The sequence below is a fragment of the Nocardia sp. NPDC003183 genome (genome assembly GCF_053590715.1).
On record NZ_JBSFTG010000014.1, the window covers coordinates 148,918 to 168,511 of the forward strand.

Here is a 19,594-nt window from a genome sequence, read left to right on the forward strand (position 1 = left end):
CGACGAGCGCAATCGCACCGGGTTCGGGTCCGCGGGTGTACGCGACCCGGGTCAGGTGTCCGAGGCTGCGAGCGTCTCGGCTTCGGCCCGGAGTTCGGCCGCCTCGGCGGTCCGCTCCAATGCCGTCAATCCGGCGGTCTGGGTGGTCAGCGCGGTAACGAGCGACGCCTTCAATCCCTGCCCGAGCAACTGAACCGCGACCGCCTGCTGCTTCGTCGCGGTTTTCGCCCTCGGCCGGGTGGCTTTCGCGACCAGCGCCGGAAACCGCTTGTCGAAGCGGCGGACGAGTTGACGACGCAGGTCGATCTCTTCGGCCCGTAGCTCGACGGCTTCGCGCTTACGGCGGAGTTCGTCGAGGTAGAACGCCTCCTCGTAGAGCGACTGCGCCAAGTCGAGCATCTTCGCGTGTCGCAGCGGCCCGCTGACCAGCCCGCGGCGTGCCGCCGACGATTCCGCCGCGTGCAGCAGGGCCAAGTCGCTGTGGGCGCTGATCCAATAGCGGCGCGCCATCCTGGCGTGGTATGCACCGAGCTTGTCGTTGATCCCGTGCGCCCCGATCACGAACGGCGGCGGCCGGAGCCCGAGCGTGGGCCCCGAGGCATGCATCGACGACCGATCGATACGCGGCGTCTGCTCCGGATGCGCCGACGCGAGCTCCTGTTCGACGTGCCGCAGCGCGGTCCCGTGGGCGAGCAGCCAGCCGTCGGCCACCTCGGAGGCGACCGCCAGATAGGTCACCGCGCCGAGGAACAGCGCCCCGGCTGCGGCGACCGGCCAGGTCCACCCCGAGGGCGACAGCTTCCACACCGATATCGCCACCGCGTCCGCAACAGCGACCGATACGAAGAACCATCCGGCGAAGCGGGTTCCGCGAGCGGACAGGGTGGCCAGTGCCATCCACACGATGCCCCGGCCGACACCCGTGAACCCGATGCCGGGTATCACCAGGACTATCAGCCAGGCTTCCTCGCCGGTCCACAACCACAGCGGCCCCGCGATCGACCAGGCGAGTAGTGCCCAGATGAACGCGGCTCCCCAGCTACCGAAATCCTCCCCATCCATGCCGCGATGTTCGCAGGTGCCGCCGACAGAAAGCTTGCCGGATTCTTGGAATCCGCCGGTTCAGCTGCCGGTGCGCTCGCGATGCCGGCACCCGGGCCAGCAGCACGGCCGCCGCTGACCTTCCTCCAGTTCCTCCTGGGTGCGCCGAATCCGCCGTGCGCGGGTCGCGTCCTGCTTGGCGTCCTCGACCCAGCAGATGAACTCGTTGCGGGCCAGCGGCGTGATGTCCTGCCAGGCGCCCAGCGCTACCGAGTTGGCGAGCAGCGCAGCACGCAGATCAGCCGGCAACTCGTGCACAACGCCCCCGGGTACCTGTCGACTGCTCATCGGTCCACGGTAGCGCGCGAGCGTTCGACCTGCGGGTATCCCGAGCTTCATCAGCGGTGCTAGACAAAACAGAGCATATGTCTCATGATGAAGTCATGAGTACAACGATGTCTCATTCGGTGCGGTTCGAACTTCGCTCCGGAGACACTTGGCGCGATCCCTGGTCCATGTATTCCGCACTGCGTGATCACGACCCTGTTCACCGAGTGATCCCCGTGGGGCAGGAGGACAACGACTTCTACGTGCTGTCCCGGCATGCCGACGTGTGGATGGCGGCGCGCGACCCCGCGACCTTCTCCTCCGCGTCGGGGCTGACCGTCGACTACGTCGACCTGGTCGCCGCCGGGTTCGGCGCCGTCAAGCCGTTCGTCTTCATGGACCCGCCGGAGCACACCGATTTCCGGCGTCGGGTGTCGCCGGGATTCACTCCGCGCCAAGTGAATTCGGTCGAGCCCGCAGTGCGCAGATTCATCGTCGAACGCATCGAGAGACTGCGCGCGGCGGGCGAGGGCGACATCGTCAAGGACCTGTTCAAGCCGCTGCCCACCATGGTCGTCGCCCATTATCTCGGTGTGCCGGAACAGGATCACGAGAAATTCGACGCGTGGACCGAGAATATCGTCGGCGGCGCGGTCGCGGGGGCCGGGCTTGCCGCGGGCGACCAGAACGCCTTCACCGCGGTGGGCGAAATGGTCGGCTATTTCGGTGAATTGATCGCCCGCCGCCGCGTCGAACCGGGCGACGACACCATCTCGCACCTGCTGGCCTCCGGTCTCGGCGCCGACGGCGACAACGAGGGCCTGGTCGCGATCCTCGGCTTCGCGTTCACGATGATCACCGGCGGCAACGACACCACCACCGGCAATCTCGGCGGTGCGGTCCAGCTGCTCACCGCCGCCCCCGACCAGCGACAGCTGCTCATCGACGATCCCTCGCTCATCCCGGACTCCATCGAGGAGTTCCTGCGGATGACCTCACCGGTGCAGGGCCTGGCACGCACCACCACCCGCGATGTCGAACTGCACGACACCATCATCCCGGAGGGCCGCCGCGTGCTGCTCCTCTACGGTTCGGGCAACCGCGACGAACGCGAATTCGGGCCCACCGCAGGCGAACTCGATATCCGCCGCGACCCCAAGCGCATCCTCAGCTTCAGTCACGGCCACCACCACTGCCTCGGCGCGGCGGCCGCCCGTATGCAGGCGCGCGTCGCGCTCGAGGAACTGCTCACCCGCTGCCCCGGCTTCACCGTCGACCTCGACGCGGTGCAGTGGTCGCAGGGCAACTACGTGCGCTGGCCGGTCTCGGTGCCGTTCCGCGCGCAGGGCCCGGCATGAGCGGTCGGCGCCCGGAGGCGGTAGCCCGCGTAACCACGCAGGGCGCCCGAGCATGCCGCGGGGAAACAGCATGAGCGGTGACTGGCTGGGCGCCGATCGGGCGGACCTGGCCGCCGAGCGCATCATCGACGCGGCCGCCGAACTGTTCGCCGAACACGGGGTGGCCGCGGTCGGCATGGCCGAAATCGCCAAGGCCGCCGGGTGCTCGCGCGCCACGCTGTATCGCTACTTCGACAACCGGCACGCGGTGCGTCTGGCATTCGTGCACCGCGAGACCCGCCGCATCGTCGCCCAGCTCGACGAGCGGTTCCGCGACATCGCCGACCCGGGCGAACGCATCATCGCCGCGATGCTCGGCGCGGTCGAAGAAGTCCGCGCCAACCCGCTGCTCATCGCGTGGTTCCGGCCCGCCGACTCCGGCACGGCGGGCCGCATCAGCCAGGACTCCGACGTCATCGAATCGCTGGCCGCCACCATCTTCGCCCCCACGGACCTGACCGACCCGGAACGGAGCCGCCTGGCCCGCTGGCTCACCCGCATCATTGTCTCGCTGCTGTCGGCTCCCGGCCGCGATGCCGCCGACGAACGCGCCATGCTCGAAGAATTCGTCGCCCCGGTCATCAGCCGTACGTTCGTCGCACCGAATTAGAACGTGTTCTATATTCGAGGGAAAGTTCCGGCGATCCCTCGGGAGTCCAGATATGTACCAGTGGTCAGACGAAGACCTGATGTTCCGCGACGCTGTGCGCGGCTTCATCGCCAAGGAGGTCACCCCGCACGTCGACCAGCTGGAGAGCGGTGCGCTGCCGCCGTTCGACATCATCCGCAAGCTGTACGCCACCTTCGGGCTCGACGAGATGGCGCGCGACGGCCTCGAGAAGGCGCTCGCCCGCGAAGAGGCGGGTACCACCGGCTCGGGTAAGCCGGGCGGCGGTTTCAGCGGCGCGGGCAGCATGGGTGTGGTCCTCAACAGTGAGCTCGCCGGCGTGAGCCTGGGTCTGGTGGCCTCCATGGGCGTGAGCCTCGGTCTCGCCGTGGGCACCATCCGCAGCCGCGGCACCCTCGCGCAGAAGAAGCGCTGGCTGCCCGAACTGGTCACCATGGCGAAGGTCGGCGCCTGGGCCATCACCGAACCCGATTCGGGCTCGGACGCGTTCGGCGGCATGAAGTCCTACGTCCGCCGCGACGGCGAGGACTACATCCTCAACGGCCGCAAGACGTTCATCACCAACGGTCCCCACGCCGATGTCACCATCGTCTACGCCAAGCTCGACGAAGAGGACGGCACCGACCGCCGCGACCGCAAGGTGCTGACGTTCGTGCTGGACAAGGGCATGCCCGGTTTCGTGCAGAGTCCCGCGTTCAAGAAGATGGGCATGAACTCCTCGCCCACGGGCGAGCTGTTCTTCGAGAACGTCCGCATCACCCCGGACCGGTTGCTCGGCGAAACCGAGAACCCGGCCAAGGGCGACGGAAAAGACAGCGCCAAGGAATCTTTCGCGGCCGAACGCATCGGCATCGCCTCCCTCGCACTGGGCATCATCAACGAATGTCACCGCCTGTGTGTGGATTACGCCAAGTCCCGCACGTTGTGGGGCAAGGAGATCGCGCAGTTCCAGCTCATCCAGCTGAAGCTCGCCGAGATGGAGATCGCGCGAATCAATGTGCAGAACATGGTGTTCAACGCCATCGAGCGCACCGCCGCGGGTGACAAGGTGACCCTCGCCGAGGCCTCGGCGATGAAGCTCTACTCCTCCCGCGCCGCCACCGAGGTCGCGATGGAGGCCGTGCAGCTGTTCGGCGGCAACGGGTACATGGCCGAGTACAAGGTCGAACAGCTGGCCCGTGACGCCAAGTCGCTGATGATCTACGCGGGCAGCAACGAAATCCAGGTCACCCACATCGCCAAGGGCCTGATCGCCGGGTAGTACGCGGCGGCCCGCGTTCGCGGCACGCTCCGGCTTCGGAGCGTGCCGTCCGTTTCGCGGCGGGCTGTCCTGCAGTGGGGCCTATTTTCGGCTATTCGCGCAGGTAGTCCGCTCGTATACTGATGAAGGTGCAAACCCACCGGAATGCTCTCGCCGGCGCCGTGGTGGTCGCCGCCGCGGTCGTCACCCTGGCGCCGTCGTCTTCGGCCACCCCGTCCTCCGGCGTGACCGTCGAACCGCTGGTCCAGGTCGATGTCAGCGCGTTCAGCCCCTTCGCCTCGTTGCCGAGCACGTTCACCTTCCGGCGGATCACCATCGCCCCCGGGGGCACGCTCGGGTGGCATTACCACGACGGCACTGTTCTCGCCGTGATCACCGCGGGCCAGGTGACCCGATACGAGGCGGATTGCGTACCGACGACGTACTCCGCCGGCGAGGGCCTGTCCGAGACCGTCGGCCCGGACCACGTCCATGTGGGCCGCAACCTCGGCGACCGGCCCGCCGAGCTGTACGTCGCCTATCTCAACCGCGCGAACGAACCGCTCTTCGTGGACGCCCCTGCCCCGGACTGCCCGTAGCCGCTACTCGGGGCTCAGGTGGTCAGGCACGCTCCGGCGCCGCCCGCGGCGAACGTCTCGGTGCCGCAATAGGCGGTTTCCGGGTAGTACGGGCCCATCGTGGCGGCCGGGTCGGCGCCGGAGTCCTGGGACGCCTGGATCGAATTCGGATAGAACGCCGGGCTCGGGGTCATGTTCCGCAGGAACAGGACCTTGTCCACGTCGGTGCTGCCCCAGGGAATCACCGTCACGCTCGGGTCGAGGTTCGCGGGCACGTCCGCGGGTGCGGCGACCACATAGGTGTAGTAGCCGGACGCGTCGATCGCGGTCTGGAAGTCGGCCGCGCAGGCGACAACGGGGTAGGGCGAGCGCAGGTCGTTCTGGCACATCGACCAATACCGCACCTGCTGGTTCGGATCGGTAGGCGATTGTCCCGCACGGGTATTCGGGAATATCGGGGCCTTACCGCGCACCACCAGCAGGCGTCCCGGCTGATAGCTGATCCGCGTTCCGATGTACTTGTTGTCGCCGTTCGGGAAGAGCCCGGAGGTGCTCGCCGGGTTCCCGAACGTCGCCTCCGGTGTGTTGCCGGGGAACGCGCCCGAGGCGGCCTGGGCGATCGCGCGATCGAAGGCGGCCTTGGCGGCGTCAGCGACCGGGCCGGTGTAGGTGGCCGGGTCGAAGGGCTGCGCGCACGGCTGGGCCGGAGCGTCGGAGCCCGCGATCGAGAGCTTCACATCGGGCAGCGCGACGCCGCCGCTGAGCGAAGCCGGATCGGTCGGAACATAGACACGGACGATGACGAAGCCGATCGGTGTGCTCTGCCCACTCGCGACAGCCTGGATCTCGTTGCGGCTGTGATCGGCCGGCCCGTTGACCAACGTGGCATGCCAGCGCTGCTGCGCGGCGGGCAGCGACGCGGCGGCGGCATCGACGAACGGGTTGGCGCTGCCCGGGTCGGCGACGATCTGGTCGTCGCGCAAGGTGTCCACGGTGTCGAGGTCGGTCCCATAGGTGTTCAACGAGAAATACCGGGCGGCCGGATAGGTACCGGACAACTCGATCGAGTCACCCGGTCCCAGCGCGTAGGGCATCAGCCAATACGTCGAATTCGCATCGGGGAACGCCATATTCAGCACGGTGCTGTTGGACATGAACCGCCACGCGCACAGCGGCGAGTCCGGCGGGTCCGCGGAGGCGGGCGCGGCGAACCCCACCGCGGCCAGCACCGTTGCCACCACACAACCGACGCGAACGATCAAAGCCCCAACCGAATGCATGACGATCCCCTCGCTGCGCTCGAACTGGCGAACTGTCGAAGAATCCCGCGCGTCCACGTCACCGTGGTCGGCTCGCGATCACCGTAGTGCACTGCATGGCAGTGAACGCCCACGGGCTACTCGTATCCCCAACTCGCGTCCTACCCAGGCGCGGCCGTCGGCGTCTGGTATTCGCCGTTTACGGGGCCTGCCGTGGTTCCGGCATCGCGCACGCCAGCCCGTCGGCCATCCCAGTCGGCTGCACACCGAGACCTTGGTTGAGCCGAGCCCGCTGGTTCTCCCATGCGATGCTCGCCGCCAACTCGGCCAGCTGTGCCTTCGACAGATGGGTGAGCAGAGTTTCGCGCAATTCCTCGATATCGACCGCCGGTGTCACCGTCATCGCCTCCGCGAACGCGATCACCAGCTTCTCCAGCTCGGTGTAGGCATCACTGGTCCGATACCGAGGCAGATCGACGAGCTGCTGCTCGGTCAGCCCCGACGTATGCGCCAGGGCGGACCCGATATCGAGACAGAACTGACAGGCCACCAGCCCCGCCGTCTTGAGCTCGGCCAACTCCTTGAGCCGAGGATCGAGCTTGTTGCTGAACAACAACGCCGTCTCATAGGTCAGCGTCGCCGCCGCGATCTGCGGCCGCCGCCCGAGCCACCCCACCAGATCCCCCCGATGACGCCGAGCCTGCCCCAGCACCTTGACGTATCCCCGAACCCGCGTGACCACCCGCATCGATAACACCCCTTCGTGCCGACGATTTCCCTGCAAATGAACCTACGCCGGGACCCCACCGAACCCCAGGGTGATCCTCCTCGCTTCCAGGCGGGGGAGAGGGGCGAAACGCCCACCGAAAGACGCCGCGACCCAGCGCCATGGGTCATGCTGAGTGCCCCCACAGGGACTCGAACCCTGACTGTGCGGTGTTGGGTTCGGGATTTTTCGGTGTTAACGGCCGATCCCGGTAAGTCACGGCAAGCGATTTACCTGCGTCCATGTGAAATTGCTACGCACGTTCGGTCATGTTCGGTCATGGACGATCACCGCGAATTCTTGGTGCAAATTTGGGATGGGTCAAATCCGTTGCCGCAATCGGGGTCTGGTATCGGTCGTGAAGGCACCCCGTACATCCGCGTGGATGGGTGTCAACACCGGTGCCGTCGCCGATTGGGTCACTGTCGTAGGCCCGTGCCTCGTCTGGATCTGCCAACATGTGCAACGAGAAAACGCTTAGGCGTAGTTGATGACTACTCAATCTGAACTCGTTCGCGAACCGATGAGTGGGGGTCAGGGGTTCGAGTCCCCTTAGCTCCACAGAAATAGCAGGTTAGGCCCGGTCTGAGACCGGGCCTAACCTGTTATTGTGTCTAGCCCCCCGTTTACCCCCCGTTTGGCCTTAGATGCTGTTTGCCGGTGCTGTTTACGCGGGCGGAGTTGTCTCCTATATCCACCGCGATTGGGCTGTCACGTTCGGTAGCAAAGTGCTTTGACCAACCGCCATGGAAGCCGGGCGGTTGCGATGGAACAGTCGATGAGCGGTGCTCGTGCTTTGTCGGCTGTCGAGCAGCCATGACAGAAGTCGGGGAAGCGCTCAAACGGGTTCGTATCCAAGCTGTTCGGCACATGGCGGAGTGTGAGCGGAACGAGCTGATCATGCAGGAAGACGGCGCAGGCCCACTGCCAGCTGGGCGCATTGTGAGCTGAGAGATGCTCGATCGAGCAGTTGGGATCCGCGCCGCACCGAAGGGGGATGCGGGCTTGGTACCGACTGGGTATCGGCCTTTCGAGCTCCGGGCGGTACCGGCCCGTTGGGTGCTTGCAGGCCACTATGGTGGCGGATGTGGTGGCTACCGATGCAAGTTTGATGGAACGGCCCGCATTGGCAGCGTTCAGCGAAGCTCTTCCAGAGGCCGCTGAGAGTGCGTGGTTTGCGCCGGTGGACATAGGGGCTGTGCTAGAAGTGCCGTCTCAGCGGCCAGTTTGCACGCCTCAGTTCGAGGCGCGTGCGGAAGCGGCGCTCAGCTCCACGTTGAGGGAGGTGGCTGCGCGTCTTCCGGGAGCTCACCGCGGCGTGGTTGCGATCGGTGAGTACCGGGGTCCCTGGGGCGTGCCTGACTTGGTCGCGTTTACCCCCGCGCGGATTGGTCAGCGGCTGAGCTGCGGCGTTCCTCCGCTTTTGTCGCAACATGACTGCCGCCTCGTGGCAGCGGCCGGGCGGTGGATGGAACCGGCCACGTTGGCGGCGGTTGCAGGGGTGTCGTCCAGTGTTGCTGATCGCTATATGCGTCGATTGGTTGGGATCGGGGCGCTCGAGGTGCGGCGCGGTCGTCTGAAGCGCCATCGGGGGATGGTTACCCTGGGTCGGCACTGGGCGATCGAGGCCAAGGTCGATGACTGGCGAGCAGGGCTGGCTCAAGCGCACCGCTATCGTTTGTGGGCAGACGGAGCGGTTCTCGTGCTAGGGCGGGCCAGGGTGCCTGTGGAAGTGATCGCGGAACAAGCGCGGCACTATCGAGTCGGTTTGGTCGTCGAGGGTGCCTGGGTGACGCGCCCGATCTTGGTACCGCCTGATAATGCCACCCGGTTGCACGCATCCGAGCACATCCTGGCGGCTCTGGTGGGTGAAATGCGGCCTTCTCGCCCATGAGTGATTAGCGCTCGGCTCGAACGTACGCATCGAATCCGCTACGCAATCCATCCAGCCAGGCGGCCTGCTCCTTGCGTCCAATTTCCTGTGCTCCCAGGGCGACTGTGTGCTCCCAGGCCAAGGCTGCGCCGTCGAACATTCGTTGCACAGTAGCGACGCGGTCGGTGTGCTGTTTGGAATCGAGCACGGTGCGCATTTGCTCCTGGAGAAAGCGTAGGTGCTGAACGCGGTGCCCTCGCATGTCACTGGGTATGGGTGCGCCCCATCGCATCGCTTCGCTGAAGGTCGGCGCGAGATCCTGGAGTGCGCGTGCGGCGGTTACCGTGCATCGCGCGAGCAGCCCGGGGTGCGGGCTGTAGTTGATGTTCCGCCCGCCGCCTTCGGTGTCCCTGAACGATTCTGGGCTGCAGGTTCGTTGGCCTTGGTCCCAGCCGGTGCCGACAGTGTCTGCGCCAGCAACTGTCGAGACGATCCCTAGGTGGTCTGTGTATGCCGCGATCACTCGACTGCGAATTGTGAGTGAGTGAATCGTGCGGAGCCAGCCAGCGATGGCAGCGGTGTCGGTCAGGTCGGTTGGATAGCCAGTGCGATCGCGGACAGGCACGATGTAGAGGGCAGGCGCGCGCAGGCGCGCGATACGCCCGATGTACGTATCGAGGGCCGGACCGGCACGCCAGAAGCTGTTCGTGCCGGAGATTGTGAGAATGCTGGTCGGTTGTTGCCGCTTACTCTCTGCGGCAAGCTCTCTCGCCAGCTCCGCTGCTGAGCTGGTCGGGGTGTCGACGCAGACAGTCGGTGCCAGGTAGGGCACGCCCAGTCCTGCCTGTATCGCAAACACTGCGCGTACGTGATCGGCAATTGCTCCGGCATCGTCCAGGTTGCCACGCTCGTAGTGTGGCCAGAGCGGCCACTGGCCATAGAAGTCCCAGTGGTCTGTGCCGGGCAGGGTTGCGGCCCAGGTAGCCGAGTCGAAGAGGATCTCTGGATCATTGCTGAACAATGAAGCGGCATCGCGCAACTGGGTGACGACAGCATTGGCTGACGGATGGTAGGGGACGGTGGTCGGAGGCGTCGTGAACGGGCTGAGGATCGCCCCGTCGGCGACGCCCTCAGTCAGTGCTTCCTTCAGCCAGCTGAGATGAGCCCCCCGTCGGCCGTCATGGAGGAGGACCGTCACGACGGCGCACCTACTCCGAGTTCTTCGAGCAGTTCGGCAGCATCGATGTATCTCCGGGCTGGTTGGCGGTCCAGGCAGCGATCGATCACCCCGGCGAAGACGTCATCGAGATCAGGGCGAAGGCTCTTGACCGGTGCGGGTTGCTGTTCTCGAAGGCGTCGGAAGTAGTCCTCCTCATTCCCTTTGGGATCCACTGGAAGCTGGCCGGTGAGGACGAAGTAACCCAGGATGCCAACCCCGTAGATATCCGAATATGGTTCCGGGGTCCCGCCGGTCACCTGCTCGGGACTGCGGAAGCCTGGGGTGCCTGGCTGGTAGAGGCCGGTAAGCGACAACTCGGCGAGATGTCGAGCAAGCCCTGGGTCAAGCAGAGTCCATGTTCCGTCTTCGCGTCGGCGCACGTTGCCGGGGCTAAGGTCGCGATGAACGACCTCGTTCTCGTGTAGATGATTCAGCGCCTGCCCAAGGCCGACGACAAGGTCGAGAGCCTCGTCCTGCGTCCAGTTTCCGATTGGAAGCTCGCGGAGATCGTGGCCATCGAGAAGCTCCTCCAGCCAGCCGACGGCGGTTGGTTGTTCCGGATCGCCAACTGTCACCAGCCCGCTGCGCAGCGCGACAATTCGACGCCCTGCGGTAGCGGATACTTTGCCGAGGACGCCTACCTCGCGCTTTGCTCGTTCGAGCACGAGCGCTTGATGGGGCGGTAGGACTTCGACGGCCTTCACCACGACGTCCTCGGTGCCGCGGCGGGCGACAAATACTCGCTTCTGCCCACCATCTCGTAGCGGACGCAGGTCCGTAGCCCCCAGCGCTGCGGCCACATCTTCGTAAAACGCGCTCAACCCCAAACCCTCCCGTATGCCTGGTAATCACCAGCCATACAGGTATACGCCACTCGGTGACTGATTTCGAGCACAATTATCCATCAAAATCTCAAGTTGCTCGTTGGTCGCGCGCCCAGAACCCCTGCTTCTCAGGCTCGGTGAAGGGACAGTCGACCAAGATCTGTTCTGGCCGCCGCGGCGAGGCCGCTCGGAATGAGTCCGGCCGGCGAGCTCACAGGCTCTCACGCCGGGTCGGCTACTAGCAGTGAGCGGTCTTACCTGGCCAGTCCTAGCCGATGCGACACCCGGCTGTCAGATGGCCGTCAAGGGTGGGCCGCGCGGCTGAGTGATCGTCGTCCTGGCGATGTCCATAGCCACCGGGCCTAACCATCGCGGTGACCGGTGTTGCGGGCCACCGCCCTTAAGTACCACCTCCACGCGCGCGGCCGCGTACCCGGTCTTCAGGTGGCCGAGGTGTTGCGCCAGTTCATTTCTACCAATTGCCCGGGGGTGGGGGGCGGCGGCTTGCTAAAGAAAAGATTGGCCTCGAACTGTGATTCGAGTGAACGCTCGTCGAGCGCGTACTCGAAGATCCCTCTGGCGACCAGATCCCGCTGGTCTGATATCCAGCGATCCAGTTGGGAGAATTGGGTCAGTGATATCCGGTAATTCCCATCTTCTTCGGGGACCAAGATTTTCTGGGTTGATTCCCTGTAGTTGATGGGATTGGGCTGCTCACCGGAGTCGACCTGGCGTGGCTCGATGATGAGCGACAATCGAGCTTGTCGCGCAGGTAGCGGGCCAAAGTTGCGTATTTGCAAACGCAGCCCTGGATTTCCGTCATGATCTCGAACAAACTCGAACGCGAAAAGGCCAACCCAGGGGCGCATACGATCGCGAATCTCGGCCTGGAGCACGCGGCCTTGCCGTCGCGTCTCTCTGAATGAGATCCACGCGACCGTGATCGCGGCTATTGCGAAGGTCGCTGCTCCGGCCGTGGCGACCGCCTCGACGGTGGCGGGGTTATTGCCCCAGCTATCCATTTGGTCCCCCTTGGAGCCTGATCGGTTCGACAACCACTGTAGCGATATGCCAAGGCGTGAGGGTAAAGTGGCTGCTCGCGCCGCGCACGGTCATCGTTAGAGCGGACGTTCTGAGCCGGGCGACTCGCCTTGGGCCCCTTAAAGACACGGTTCGTGACGGGCGGAGCGGGACGCTCAGCGCGATGGAACATGACGCTCGGCTGGGCCCAATCAAGATCACGTCGCAGGTTCGCGCCCTCGGCAGGACACGCAAACATGGGCAACCGGAAAACGCCTGGTCATCGCGGATTCCTATCCGATCTGACGATGCCGGTCCGCCGGTACGGACTGGTTCCTGGTCCCATCTGGGATGTGCCCACGGCGGGGCACATCCAAAGATGGGAACGTGGCTGACGGGGCCTATCGAGTGGGCGGCTGATGATCGAAGCCGCGTACCCGCCATAAGCAGCTGAGGTGGCATCGATGAGTCGTTCGTCGGGCCCGTCGAGGAATCGGTGCCATCCACTTCCTCGGGCCGCAGGGCGAGAGTGTCCTTGTCGAGCACGACTGGAGCCACCAGCTCAGCCAGCAGCCATGTGGCGGCGGTCTTCCCGCGCGGGGACACCGCACACGACGGTCATCCGATCAGCGGGGATCGATGAGGGAGTCCAGTAGTACGCCCATGAGCCCGGCCTCTTGTCCTTGGCTGCTCATCATGTCGCGTGCGGTTTGCTCGACGATGCCACCGTCGAGCAGTTGCTCGACGGCTTGGGCTATCTGAATACCGCCGTAGTGGTGGCGCTGTATCAGGCGCAGGAAGAGCACATTCGTGTCCTGGCCGCGGGCGGCGGCGAGGGCGTCGAGTTCCTGTTGTGTCGCCATGCCGGGCATCGGGGTGTCGTGCGAGGTGATGTCGGCGACGGGTGCGCTGTGCCGGTGGGTTCCGGGGCGATGCATCCAGGACATCGGTGTCGGGTTGACGGCGGGTTGACCTGCCAGCCTCAGCCAGCCCGTCAGCTGGCCGATCTCGCCGCGCTGCACCGTGTCGATGCGGCGGGCGAGTGCCGTGACCGCGGGTGCGACGCCGGGGTCGAGGCGCGAGATCATGACCAGGGCCTGACTGTGATGACCGAGCATGTCCTGGGCGAACCCGACCTCGATGGGGGTGAGTACGGGTTCGGCGGGGGTGTGGTCGTCGACGAGCAGCGGCCCGCGCCGCCGCACCGATGACGAGTAGCAGGACAGCCACGCCAGCAAGTCCGGTCGCGGTCACCCAGCCTCGGAGGCTCATGAGCCGATGGTTGTCTGCTGGTCGGCGGGTGGGGTATAGACCGTGGGGTCGAGTGCCAGCGTGGAGTAGGTGTTGTCGTTGCACCTGACCCACAGCTGGGTTCCCTGCCAGTGCGGCGGGGATGTGCGCCAGTCGCTGGACATGTCACCGAAGACCAGCTGGCCGGAGCGCGAGCTCAGTGCCTGTCCTGGGTCGAACACGCCGCTGGTGATTGCCTGCATCAGCGCGTTCGCGCCGAGGATGGGCGCGCCGATGACCGACATCGTCTTGTGTGCGGAGTTGACGATCTGGTCGGCGTCGTTCTTGTGTGCGGGCGGGTTGTAGTAGCCGATCTCTGTGACCTGGAATGGATCCCTGACATCGAAGACCCGGATACCGGAGCCGAACCACGCGCAGGCCAGGGCTGTCGGATTCGCGGGGCGATCGGCGGTGCAGTAGTGGGGGTCATAGGAGAAGATGGACCCGCCTATGCTCGAGGCCAGTGCGGTGTCGAGGTTCTCGGGGAGATTGATCTCGAGTTTGATCGAGTCGGCCACTCGCGGGCGAGTCTCGTCGGAGATATCGATGAGTTTGACTCCGCTGCTGCCCGCTTCGTCGGGGGCGAACAGATACGGTGTGCCGCTGTAGGTCACCGGGATGGCGTGCCGGGTGGCCCAGCCGTCGGTCCAGGTGGTCTCCGGCAGAACCGGGACCACCGGGTCGGGATCACGACGCTGCACCGCGGAGATGTCCATGATGGTGACTCCGCCCATGTTGTTGGTGAGGTAGAGGCGGTTGCCGTCGGGACTGAATCCCATGCCGTGCATGGAGGGGCCGGGCAGGCCCTGCCAGATGACTCGCGGCTGGGCGGGATCATGCAGATCGATGGCACCATAAAGCCCGCGCCGAAGGCAAAGCCTTCATCTACGACGGCACCGTCTACGCCGTGACGACCGAACCAGCACGGTGCGCCGAAGCCGCGATCTTCCAACTCCGCCGATTTGACAGCCAACTGCGGCGTATGAAAGCTTCGACTTGTGACCCGCTCGATCCCGAAATTCGGGGCCGAGACACAGCGCTGACTTATACTTCAGCCAAGATCGAATCTATGATCGAGGAAATGGCACTCCTTCACAAGCTAGGGTTCTCCACAACCTCGCCACAATTGGTCGAATTGCTCGGCGAACCGTGCTGACACCCGTGACAGGGGATAGCGCTCAATATCCATATCGCTATGCAGTCACGATGCGGTGAAGTCGGTCAGCTACTGACACCATAATTAACCAAGAAACGGTCGGCTTCTTCGTAAAGTTGGGTATCAGTGTCGCTCCGGCTCATCTTTGCGAGCCGGAGCGACATCGTTTCATGCAGTCCCGTGTTCGTCGCGGTAGGCAGCACCACTGTCAACGCACGTGCCGGCGCCTGCTGGGGATACTTTCGACCGCGCCTTCCTTGTGCCACCGGTGCACGGTCCGGGAGCTGGCCGTCAGGTGCGACCTCGATGGCGTGCCGCCCCGGGCATCGTCGACCGAACAGTATCTATTGTGTGTCGCTGAGCCCGTGTCGGCCTCAGCTGGTTGAGATGTGCTGAGGCTGGCTTGGTTTGGGCTATCGGGGCCAATAGGTGCAGTATTTCAATGCGGCAGAACAACATCGATCCATCGCCCGGCAGGGCGAGGTAGCCTGCCGACGATCGCGAGAGACGTTCGTTCTGGAGCTGCAGAATAATCGGGACAGTCCTCGGCGGCCTCGCCTCCTCCGACATACAGTGAAATTGTTGCGCGTATGTTGTTGTGCCTCGACGAGATCGGTGACGACGGCATTGCCAGGAGGAAGTAGGGTCAGTCGACGAGCGAGGGAGGTGTCATGTCTGACCGATCAGGGATCGAGTGGACCGAGGCAACGTGGAACCCGGTGACGGGATGCGATCGCGTGTCGGCGGGATGCGACAACTGCTATGCCCTCGCATTGGCGAAGCGTCTGAAGTCGATGGGAGCAGAGAAGTACCAGAACGATGGTGATCCTCGAACCTCAGGTCCGGGGTTCGGCGTCACAATCCATCCGCAAGCTCTCGACATACCGCGGCGATGGCGTTCGCCCCGAACGGTGTTCGTCAACTCGATGTCGGACCTGTTCCACGCCAGAGTGCCGATCGGATTCGTTCGTGATGTCTTCGACGTGATGCGAGATACGCCGCAACATACCTATCAGATCCTGACTAAAAGGTCTGTCCGCCTTCGCAAAGTCGCTGACCGCATCGATTGGCCAGCCAACGTATGGATGGGTGTGTCTGTAGAGGATTCGGCCTCGCTGAGTCGGGTCAACGACCTGCGCGAGGTACCGGCTTCAGTACGTTTCATATCGTGTGAGCCGCTTCTTGGACCGCTAGCAGGTCTCGACCTCGATCAGATCAGCTGGGTCATCGTCGGAGGCGAGTCTGGAACCGGTCATCGCCAGATTGATCCTGACTGGGTTCGTGAGATCCGAGATATCTGTCTCGATGTGCGCGTCCCCTTCTTCTTCAAGCAATGGGGTGGACGCACTCCGAAGACGCACGGCCGGGAACTCGATGGAATCATTTGGGGGCAGATGCCACAGCTTCACGTTCAACGCGTTGGTTGAAGCCGTGCAGAGACCGGGCGGATGCGCGTTCCGCGGTCGGTGTCGAATCACTGCTCGCGCCGTGGTGCCGACCGCGAGGTGGTTCGGGTCTTAATACCCCGAACGAGCCGGCTGCCTGATGGGTATGCTCGGTCTGGGTAGGTATTGGATCAAGTCGACTACTTGCGCCCGCGGAGGCTGATGGGGCGGTGATTGGACTAGGGGAGGATCATGCCAGTCAACGGGCCGGTGCCATGGGAGCGTGTCGAGCACACCGCTGCGAAGCATGACATCTATCGACGGTATCTTGAGCGTTGGTTCCCGATAATTCTCAGCGAAAAAGGGTGGGACCGTGCGACCTACGCTGAGGGCTTTTCGGGGCCTGGCGTCTACGATAAAGGTGAGGACGGATCGCCGATCATAGCGATACGTGCATTCGCCGACAAGGTTTCTAAACCCTCGAAGAGTGCCTCGTTTTTGTTCGTTGACGACGACACGCGTTGTGTCGAAATGCTGCGAGACCGGCTCAAGCAAGCTTTTCCTCAGCGCCCAAGGCCGGAGGATGAGATGCCGGTTAAGGTCACCCACGGAAAATGCGAAGAGGTGTTGGAGCGGCAGCTTGACGATCTCGGGGCATGGGGTGATCCGATACTGGCAGTGCTCGATTCCTGGGGAAACGCGCCTGTCCCGTATCGGTTTCTCGAGCGCCTAGCGGAAAACAAGGGGTCGGAGGTGATTGTCACGTTCAAGCCACACTACTTCGTCAGATTCGTCGACGGCCTCGGGGAAGATGCTGGCGATGTCTTCGGTGGCGACGAGACCTGGAGGCAAGCGAGCACAGTCGACAGCAGCAAGAAGCGTCAGTTCATTCTGAACTGCTACAGATCTGCCCTGAAAAATGCGGGCTTCAAATACCTGCTCGACTTCGAACTGATCGATAGTCGCGGTGACGTCCTATACCTGGTATTCGGTACCAATCACGGGCTCGGGGTGTCCAAAATGAAGGATAGTCTGTGGGAAGTCGACAAGGCGTTCGGAGTGGGATTTCGCGACCCGCGCGACGAACAACTGGAAACATTGTTCGACTTCGACGATCCGCAACTCGCCCCGCTGTCAAGGCTCCTCAATTCCCGGCTGGACCAGGTCCGGCGAGCGCGCGTCGAAGACCTCCGGCAGTACACGCTGTTCAACACCGTCTTCAGGCCTGAACACGTCATCCGCGCATTGAAACCACTGATCAACTCGGGCTCCGTTCAGCTGGAGGGTAGTGGCCGCCAAGTTCGTCGAGCATCATTCGTTCGCGTACCGTAACGAGGCGCGTGGCCACGGATACATCAGATGCACACGTTGCCGTGCTGCGGCGGAGCGGACCCACTGGGCTGAGGTCTGGTGCGAACCGTGATCTCAGTCAAGAGAGATGCTGGTTGAGTCTTCCGCCCGGACCCACCACTCCGGACCACGTCGGAGAAGTTCGGCACGCGCGCGTACCATCGAAATTTGCTCCCCCCCCCCCCCTCGAAGATTGACGTTTGTCTGGATCGCTGCAGGCGATGACGTCGGTAGCGCAGTGTAGGGATCCCGACCGCGACTCCGTCGGCGACTGCCGAGCTTGCCATCAGCAGGGCCGTGTCCTCCATGTTGCGGAGAGCGGCCCACCCGCCGACCGCCAACAGTACCTCGCGACGCCACATCGCCCCCGCGGGATGGACGGGGACGTGGTATTGGGTGTCGTTGGTAATCCACTCGTCGACGAGTGCGCCTCGTGGCAGCACTCCGGGGCAGAATCCGATCGGAACCTCGACGGTGGCGCCCGAGTCGTGGACATCGCTGGCAATCCCGACCGCGAACCCGGCACGAGGATGATGTGTGAGGGCATCGGACAATGCCGCAAGTGCGTCCGGCTCGAGTGCGTCGTCGGCATCGAGGTTCTGAACCAGTGGTTCTTCGATGCGGCCGAGTGCAATGTTGCGAGTAGTCGCCGGGCCTTCACGAGTGCCGTTGAACGCCAGACGTACTCGAACGTCGCCGAGCGCGTCACAGGTGCTGAGCGCGGCGAGCACGTCCGGGCTGCGGGGGCCGTCGACTTGCAGGGTCCAGACCCAATCGGTCCGGGTCTGGGCATGCAGGGAATTCCACGCTGTGCCGAGGTAGCGGGCATATCCGGCGTGAACGGCCGTCAGCACCGCTATCGTCATGCAGGGCAGTGTGCCATCTCGACGTCGGAGCGAGAACTGTGGTAGTCAGTGACCTTGATCATTCGGATGTGATGAAGGACAGGGGATCTCATGGATCACACAGTGCTCGAGGCGGCCTTGGCCGGGCTGGCAGCCACCGATTCCCGTGAGCTGGACCGCGACTGCGACCGGATCGCGCAGCAGTACCTTGCCCAGGGCGTCGAGCCTCAGTTCGATCTGGGGTCCGCGGACTTCGCTTCCGACCCTCGCCTGATCTGCGCCGACCGGTACTGGTTTCACCGCTTCCACGCCGAACCCACGCTACGCACCGCGGTCGACTGCGCAGGATGGCTCGGCGAACACGCCACGGTCGTCGTGGCGGACAGGGTGCGCGAGAAGTGGGCGATGGGTTACGCGTTCGTCACCCGGAGTTCGGTTGAGACGGCCTTCGAGATCGCTGATGCGACAGGTGACATCGTCGCCTCCGACGACAGCAGTTGCCGCCGCGCCTACTTCGCCACCCTGTATCACGCCGGGAAGCTGCGGGCTAACTTCCACTTCGACGAACTGGCGGCCTTTCTGGAATCCTCGCCGCTGGCCTTGGCGATCGGGAACCATCGGCGATCACCGCTGTTTCGCGCGCTGCAGGCGTTCGCTGCTTTCGGCAGTCGTAGGATTACGCACGAGCATGCGTGTCGGCTGTTCGACGAAGTGTGGCGCGATCCCGGGCGGACCTACGCTGCCATCGATGTCGCGCTCAACGGATTGGCGATCAGTGTCGATTTCGACGGGCACGGTGTGATGCTGCGCGATCATGCCAACGAAGTCGTTGCCGACTATCCCGATGACCACTTGTTCCGTTTCCGGCTCGCGACCGGACAATGGCTCACCGGCGAGCTCGATGCGGCCATGAGCAGTATCGATACGGCGCTGGCCCTTCTTCCGGCCACGGGCATGCGGGTCAGCCACAAGCTGTTCCAGAATCAGTACACGACGCGCAAGGAAGCGATCCGGGTGGCTCAGGTCGCTGCCCGCCGCGCCGACGCCGAACTCGATCGTGCCCAACGCATCGAGGCTGACATCACCTCGCTGGCAGAAACGGTGCGTGGCTCGGTTATCCGGGCGGTCGAGCTGGTGTCGGTGTTCGCCGCCGTGATCGCCTTCGCAGTAGGGTCGCTCAACGTCTCCCTCAACGGCAACCTCGGACTCGCCGGCCGCTTGTGGATCATCGCGGGCTTGGGCGGCGGTCTGGCGATCTTCGCGCTGCTTGTGGTCGGCGGAACATGGTTGATCGCCGGACGGCTGTCCGCGCGTGCCGACCGCGCTCACCGGTAGCTTGCGCAATCGGGCCGCGTAGCTCCCAGCCGTGTGGGGTGACGCCGCGCGGTATCGGTGG

Annotated in this window: 17 protein-coding genes; 7 read left to right on the plus strand and 10 right to left on the minus strand. The window is 64.3% G+C overall.

Translation table 11 applies throughout. The annotated features are described in order from the left end of the window. Nucleotides 1-51: 51 nt before the first annotated feature. A complete protein-coding gene (locus ACWDXS_RS29150) occupies nt 52-1,062 on the minus strand; it encodes a hypothetical protein (protein WP_449970460.1) in 1,011 nt (336 codons plus the stop codon). 60 nt (nt 1,063-1,122) lie between these two features. Then, nucleotides 1,123-1,389: a YdeI/OmpD-associated family protein gene (locus tag ACWDXS_RS29155; protein WP_449970463.1), complete on the minus strand. Its 267-nt coding sequence runs from the start codon at nt 1,387-1,389 to the stop codon at nt 1,123-1,125. A 95-nt stretch (nt 1,390-1,484) separates the two neighbouring features. Here ACWDXS_RS29155 and ACWDXS_RS29160 point away from each other — a divergent pair, with 95 nt between their 5' ends. The 4 genes from ACWDXS_RS29160 to ACWDXS_RS29175 all read left to right on the plus strand — a co-directional run bounded on the left by ACWDXS_RS29160 (nt 1,485) and on the right by ACWDXS_RS29175 (nt 5,232). Then, nucleotides 1,485-2,726, plus strand: a complete 1,242-nt coding sequence (locus ACWDXS_RS29160; protein WP_449970466.1) for a cytochrome P450 — start codon at nt 1,485-1,487, stop codon at nt 2,724-2,726. Between the two features lie 70 nt (nt 2,727-2,796). Then, on the plus strand, nt 2,797-3,375 hold the full coding sequence (locus ACWDXS_RS29165; RefSeq protein ID WP_387445846.1) for a TetR/AcrR family transcriptional regulator: 579 nt from the start codon (nt 2,797-2,799) through the stop codon (nt 3,373-3,375). A 52-nt stretch (nt 3,376-3,427) separates the two neighbouring features. After that, a complete protein-coding gene (locus ACWDXS_RS29170; RefSeq protein ID WP_449970470.1) occupies nt 3,428-4,654 on the plus strand; it encodes an acyl-CoA dehydrogenase family protein in 1,227 nt (408 codons plus the stop codon). 128 nt (nt 4,655-4,782) lie between these two features. After that, complete coding sequence (locus ACWDXS_RS29175; protein WP_449970473.1) at nt 4,783-5,232, plus strand: cupin domain-containing protein; 450 nt, start codon at nt 4,783-4,785, stop codon at nt 5,230-5,232. Between the two features lie 14 nt (nt 5,233-5,246). Here ACWDXS_RS29175 and ACWDXS_RS29180 read toward each other — a convergent pair whose 3' ends face one another. The 7 genes from ACWDXS_RS29180 to ACWDXS_RS29210 all read right to left on the minus strand — a co-directional run bounded on the left by ACWDXS_RS29180 (nt 5,247) and on the right by ACWDXS_RS29210 (nt 14,241). Next, the gene (locus ACWDXS_RS29180) at nt 5,247-6,491 is read right to left on the minus strand and encodes a hypothetical protein (RefSeq protein ID WP_449970475.1); all 1,245 of its coding nucleotides are present in this window, start codon (nt 6,489-6,491) and stop codon (nt 5,247-5,249) included. Between the two features lie 178 nt (nt 6,492-6,669). Beyond that, entirely contained in the window at nt 6,670-7,218 is a 549-nt protein-coding gene (locus ACWDXS_RS29185) for a carboxymuconolactone decarboxylase family protein (protein ID WP_449970478.1), read from the minus strand. A 1,916-nt stretch (nt 7,219-9,134) separates the two neighbouring features. Continuing rightward, entirely contained in the window at nt 9,135-10,307 is a 1,173-nt protein-coding gene (locus ACWDXS_RS29190; protein WP_449970481.1) for a hypothetical protein, read from the minus strand. Further along, nucleotides 10,304-11,149, minus strand: a complete 846-nt coding sequence (locus tag ACWDXS_RS29195; RefSeq protein ID WP_449970484.1) for a serine/threonine-protein kinase — start codon at nt 11,147-11,149, stop codon at nt 10,304-10,306. Before ACWDXS_RS29195 ends, ACWDXS_RS29190 begins: the two co-directional genes overlap by 4 nt. Before the next feature lie 443 nt (nt 11,150-11,592). Then, on the minus strand, nt 11,593-12,174 hold the full coding sequence (locus tag ACWDXS_RS29200; protein WP_449970487.1) for a hypothetical protein: 582 nt from the start codon (nt 12,172-12,174) through the stop codon (nt 11,593-11,595). 624 nt (nt 12,175-12,798) lie between these two features. Then, nucleotides 12,799-13,377, minus strand: coding sequence for a DUF305 domain-containing protein (locus tag ACWDXS_RS29205; protein WP_449970490.1), 579 nt, complete (start codon nt 13,375-13,377; stop codon nt 12,799-12,801). Nucleotides 13,378-13,440: 63 nt separating this feature from the next. Further along, nucleotides 13,441-14,241, minus strand: coding sequence for a hypothetical protein (locus ACWDXS_RS29210; RefSeq protein ID WP_449970492.1), 801 nt, complete (start codon nt 14,239-14,241; stop codon nt 13,441-13,443). A gap of 1,048 nt (nt 14,242-15,289) precedes the next feature. Here ACWDXS_RS29210 and ACWDXS_RS29215 point away from each other — a divergent pair. Both ACWDXS_RS29215 and ACWDXS_RS29220 read left to right on the plus strand, forming a co-directional pair. Continuing rightward, nucleotides 15,290-16,045, plus strand: coding sequence for a DUF5131 family protein (locus tag ACWDXS_RS29215; protein ID WP_449970495.1), 756 nt, complete (start codon nt 15,290-15,292; stop codon nt 16,043-16,045). Nucleotides 16,046-16,255: 210 nt separating this feature from the next. Further along, nucleotides 16,256-17,335, plus strand: a complete 1,080-nt coding sequence (locus ACWDXS_RS29220; protein ID WP_449970498.1) for a three-Cys-motif partner protein TcmP — start codon at nt 16,256-16,258, stop codon at nt 17,333-17,335. 23 nt (nt 17,336-17,358) lie between these two features. Here the strand turns inward: ACWDXS_RS29220 and ACWDXS_RS29225 are convergent, their stop codons facing one another. Beyond that, entirely contained in the window at nt 17,359-18,219 is an 861-nt protein-coding gene (locus ACWDXS_RS29225) for a glycosyltransferase family A protein (protein ID WP_449970501.1), read from the minus strand. A gap of 102 nt (nt 18,220-18,321) precedes the next feature. Here ACWDXS_RS29225 and ACWDXS_RS29230 point away from each other — a divergent pair, with 102 nt between their 5' ends. Then, on the plus strand, nt 18,322-19,533 hold the full coding sequence (locus ACWDXS_RS29230; protein WP_449970504.1) for a hypothetical protein: 1,212 nt from the start codon (nt 18,322-18,324) through the stop codon (nt 19,531-19,533). The last annotated feature ends 61 nt before the right edge of the window (nt 19,534-19,594 follow it).

Excerpts from the sequence above, each read along its gene's own strand:
- ACWDXS_RS29155 (WP_449970463.1), bottom strand. The coding sequence starts at position 1,389 with ATGAGCAGTCGACAGGTACCCGGGGGCGTTGTGCACGAGTTGCCGGCT.
- ACWDXS_RS29200 (WP_449970487.1), bottom strand. The coding sequence starts at position 12,174 with ATGGATAGCTGGGGCAATAACCCCGCCACCGTCGAGGCGGTCGCCACG.
- ACWDXS_RS29165 (WP_387445846.1), top strand. The coding sequence starts at position 2,797 with ATGAGCGGTGACTGGCTGGGCGCCGATCGGGCGGACCTGGCCGCCGAG.
- ACWDXS_RS29215 (WP_449970495.1), top strand. The coding sequence starts at position 15,290 with ATGTCTGACCGATCAGGGATCGAGTGGACCGAGGCAACGTGGAACCCG.
- ACWDXS_RS29160 (WP_449970466.1), top strand. The coding sequence starts at position 1,485 with ATGAGTACAACGATGTCTCATTCGGTGCGGTTCGAACTTCGCTCCGGA.
- ACWDXS_RS29220 (WP_449970498.1), top strand. The coding sequence starts at position 16,256 with ATGCCAGTCAACGGGCCGGTGCCATGGGAGCGTGTCGAGCACACCGCT.
- ACWDXS_RS29150 (WP_449970460.1), bottom strand. The coding sequence starts at position 1,062 with ATGGATGGGGAGGATTTCGGTAGCTGGGGAGCCGCGTTCATCTGGGCA.
- ACWDXS_RS29180 (WP_449970475.1), bottom strand. The coding sequence starts at position 6,491 with ATGCATTCGGTTGGGGCTTTGATCGTTCGCGTCGGTTGTGTGGTGGCA.
- ACWDXS_RS29225 (WP_449970501.1), bottom strand. The coding sequence starts at position 18,219 with ATGACGATAGCGGTGCTGACGGCCGTTCACGCCGGATATGCCCGCTAC.
- ACWDXS_RS29170 (WP_449970470.1), top strand. The coding sequence starts at position 3,428 with ATGTACCAGTGGTCAGACGAAGACCTGATGTTCCGCGACGCTGTGCGC.
- ACWDXS_RS29210 (WP_449970492.1), bottom strand. The coding sequence starts at position 14,241 with ATGGGATTCAGTCCCGACGGCAACCGCCTCTACCTCACCAACAACATG.
- ACWDXS_RS29185 (WP_449970478.1), bottom strand. The coding sequence starts at position 7,218 with ATGCGGGTGGTCACGCGGGTTCGGGGATACGTCAAGGTGCTGGGGCAG.